Origin of the sequence: Yoonia sp. R2-816, assembly GCF_046762905.1 — a bacterium.
Taxonomy (GTDB): Bacteria; Pseudomonadota; Alphaproteobacteria; order Rhodobacterales; family Rhodobacteraceae; genus Yoonia.
On record NZ_JBKQXN010000013.1, the window covers coordinates 1 to 3,953 of the forward strand.

General features: G+C 54.5%; 3 protein-coding genes and 1 pseudogene. All 4 read right to left on the minus strand.

Going from position 1 to position 3,953, the window contains the following annotated elements:
- Positions 1-96: 96 nt before the first annotated feature.
- Positions 97-633: a hypothetical protein gene (locus tag ACFWW2_RS00095; protein ID WP_393925330.1), complete on the minus strand. Its 537-nt coding sequence runs from the start codon at positions 631-633 to the stop codon at positions 97-99.
- Positions 634-660: 27 nt separating this feature from the next.
- Positions 661-825: a hypothetical protein gene (locus ACFWW2_RS00100; RefSeq protein ID WP_393925331.1), complete on the minus strand. Its 165-nt coding sequence runs from the start codon at positions 823-825 to the stop codon at positions 661-663.
- Between the two features lie 532 nt (positions 826-1,357).
- A complete protein-coding gene (locus ACFWW2_RS00105) occupies positions 1,358-2,329 on the minus strand; it encodes an MFS transporter (RefSeq protein ID WP_393925332.1) in 972 nt (323 codons plus the stop codon).
- A gap of 181 nt (positions 2,330-2,510) precedes the next feature.
- Positions 2,511-3,936, minus strand: a pseudogene (locus tag ACFWW2_RS00110) (IS1182 family transposase).
- Positions 3,937-3,953: the final 17 nt, after the last annotated feature.

A 3,953-nucleotide genomic window follows, 5' to 3' on the forward strand; every position in this document is an offset into this window, starting at 1 on the left:
TTCTTCAATATATCTCTGAAATCGCGTCCTGAGTGCCAATGGCAAAGGTGCTGACATGATCCATCCTCCCAAACAGGATGAATCACATCTGATCCCTCAAGGGAATCCCCAGCGATTCAGGTTCAAACCGAAACGCTTTAGCTGAAGCATGCGCGATGCAGCCGAATCCAAAGGCGTGATCCGCGTGACGGCCCGAAACAGTCCGTCGTTGCGCTGAGCATCCTCTATAATCTTGCCAAATGTAGGGTGTGCGTTCTGTTCGTTGACATCGATGATGACCTCCACATTCCCCACTTTTCGGGTCAGCCCATTCGAAGAAGCGAACCGGCGGACACCTATTTTCACGGTTTCAACCAGCGAATGCGCGTATAACTCAGGGCGATCACCAACGAGCCCGCCGCTCCGCTTGTTGATCATCAGCAAGCTGGCGGGCGCAGAGGATTGCGCATACTGAGCCAAGATGCTCTGCAGCCCAGGTTTAGCCCAACTTGCCGCATGGACCTCGTTGACAGACTGAGGCAGCAAGTCGCTAAACGCCTTGTCCGCCTTGCCACATTCAGAAGACCAGACCATGGCGCAGCCCAATGCGAAATTGTCATCGCCTGCCGTGCCGTACTCATCAACAAAGCACAAGATTTTCTTGTTAAGACGCGATATCCTCTAATCTGCCTTACCTTTGCGCCTGGCGCGGGCGCGAGCATTCGGTGTCTCGGTTTTTTCACGTGCTGCGCGTCGCTCTTCCCGCTCGTCATCAAAATCCGGCACCAGCGACTTGAGCTTTTCAACAAGCCCATTCAACCGATAGGTGTAACGACCTGCAAACATAATCGTCTGGGCTTGCGATTATCGCGTTTTTCGGCCCGAATTATTTGCATCTATCGAAGGGGACAAACCCGGATTATCTGCGAATGAGCCCACATTATGTGCAACCAGCCTGCAATCATCGGCCCGAACCCAGATTACGTGCGAACGGCAGTCCGGTAGGAGAGCTTGGCATGCTTGGGTTGAAAGATTGCAGCGCTGCAATCGCCGTTCGTTGCACGGCTCGCGAACTGGTGGTCTGCGAACAAAGCCACCATAGGCTGCCACAAATGGAATGTCCGCTGTGCCGCTAATCCAAGCGCAGTCTTACCAGCGCGTACATCAGTAACAGCGCACAAGCGAGACCAGCCGAGAGGAATGTTGAGCGCAAGGCGAGTTCACGGCCTAGCTCAACTTCAAGAAGAGACACGGCAGCGCCTCCAGCCAAAGCCCCTAGAGGCATGGAGCCCCAACCGAAGAAACGGTAAATGCTGTTAACCCGTCCAAGCAAGTTGGATGGGATGCGCCGCTGTCGCCAAGAGACGGTGATCACATTTCAGACCATCGCCCCAGCCATAACAAAGAACAATGCGACGCTCATTGTGACAACCGATTGGCTTACCCCAACTGCGGCATATCCGAGCCCCCAAGCTGCAATTGACAGGTACATACAGGCTTGAGTTCCGAGGGATGAAATAAATCTTGCCGCAAGCAAGCTGCCTGCAATGGCCCCTATGGCCTCAACCGATAGCACCCAGCCGTATTGGAATGATGAAAGCGCAAGGACTTCCTGTGCAAAGAGAACCTGAATGGTGAGTGTTGCAGTCGCTATGAAATTCGCAATTCCTAAAACAATAGCGAGCCTTAGCAAGAGGGGATCACGTCGCATGTATATGATGCCTTCTGCGAGCGCCTTACGAAAGCTGGCGCTGACCCTCGGCTTGGGACGAAGCGAAATCATCCAGACGAGGCCGGCGGCTAAGACAAGTAGTGCAGCGTCAATGCCAAAAGGTATGGCAATGCCAGCAGCGATCAAAAATCCCGCCAATGGTGGGCCAATGAACTGCCCGGTAAGCTGCTCGCTGCTCCAAAGTTGCCCGTTCGCACGTTCAAGATCTTGCGGATCGACTATGGATGGCAGCATGGTTTGCGCGGCATTGTCTCGCAAGACCTCTGCCGATCCCAACAAGAAGGCAAGACCCGCGAGTACCCAGACCGCCCCTTGCGCATCTTGGTTCATTGCCAGCATCATAATGGTCAGGACAATTCCTGCCCGTAAAAGGTCGGTACGCGCTATAAGCTTGCGATGATCCGCACTATCAACAATGACGCCGGCGGGAATTGAAAACAACAACCATGGAAGGCGACCCGCTGCCGCGACACAAGCAATGGCTATCGGGTTTTGAGTCATCAATGTCGCGAGCCATGGTAGTGCAAGAACGACCAGTCCATCGCCCAAGTTTGTTAGCGTACCTGCGCCAAAAAGCAAACGAAAGTTACGATTTCTTGCGAGTAGTGATCCGGCCATCTTTTTTGCAATCTCGATTTTTGAGAAGAACTCTTGCCCAAGGAAGAAGCGAGCGCAAGTTTTCCAGACAAACCTCGTAGCCGCCGTTCATGCAACGCGCAGAATCCGTCAAAGTGGGCTGATGTTGTTGAAAAACTCGCCCTGAGAAGCGCGATGGTTTGAGCGTTTGTTGGAGCCAGCGTTAGCTTTGCGCCATTATGGAGCCCATTGGGCGCAGTTTGGCGAGTTTGCGGAGGTTTTGGGCGGTTGCTGCGAGGAGGAATTCGTCTTTTGCGCCGTTTGGTCCACGAAGTCGTAGTCGGTCCAGCCGCATGATCTTTTTGAGATGTGCGAAGAGCATTTCGACCTTCTTTCGTCGTCGGCTTGCATCGGCATATGCGTCTGTCTTGGCGATCTCGCGTGCCTTGTCACGCGCCGCCTCATGGACATGCCGTGAGACGATGCGGGCATCTTTGTTGGGCGTGCAGCGTTCTTTGAGGGCGCAGGTGGAACAGTGTGTCTTACTGGCGTAGTACCGTTTGATGCCATCCTTGCTGACGCCTGTGCGCGGGGTGCGCATCTTGCGCCAGTACTTCTTGAGGGGTTTGCCACCAGGGCAGGTTTATTCGTCTGTAGCTCGATCGTAGCGGAACTCGAGATTAGTGAATGTCCCGTCTTTGCGATCTGATTTGTCGATCACGGGGACATGCGGTTCAATGTCTTGATCGACCAGCCAACCCAGCATGTTGCCTGAACCATAGGCGGTGTCCGCAGCCAGCCGCTCTGGAAAAAGATCGAACCTGTCTCGCGTGCGGGTCAGCATTGTTTGGGTTGCCCCAACCTCAGCCGGACGGATGGCGCGGGTCGCCTCGACATCCAGAATGATCGCATGGTCAGTATCGATCAGGTAATTGGTCGAATAGGCAAAGAATGCTGGTCCTTTCAACGCACCTGTCCGCTGGCTGGCGGGATCAGAGAAAGATGTGAACTTCGGCGTCACCTCGCTAGCAGCACCAAATGCAGCGTCATCCAACGTTTCAAGATATTCCCGCACAGCTCGCGGAACGACCGCCGTGCCGATCTGTGCCGTTTCCCATTCCGCCTTTGGCGCTGAGTATTGCTTGTTGGCATCGGCTTGGATGATGCTGGCATCCGTCGCAAAGGTCTCGCCGCCAACCAGGCCCTCCGCCATGCAGCGTTCGACGACCGTCTCAAATAGATGGCGGAACAGATCGCAGTCACGGAACCGTCCATGCATTGCCCGGCAGTTGATTGCGTTGCAATCAATGAGAGGGGCGGTTCTTGGAAAAGGTCGAATGATCGGGGATCGGATCTGAGAGATCGAGTTTGCAGAACCAGCGATATGCGAGGTTCAGATGCACCTCTTCGCAGAGCCGACGCTCGGACCGGATACCAAAGCAGTATCCAACCAGCAGCATGCGGATCATCAAATCCGGATCAATCGATGGGCGGCCTGTGTGGCTATAGAAATCCGTCAGATGGCCGCGAATGCTGCTGAGATCAACGAACCGATCAATCGCACGCAGCAGGTGATCTTGCGGGACGTGATCTTCAAGCGAGAACTCATAGAACAAGGCCGCCTGCGCTTCCTGCTTCGGTCCCATCATCGCAATCAACCTCCAGT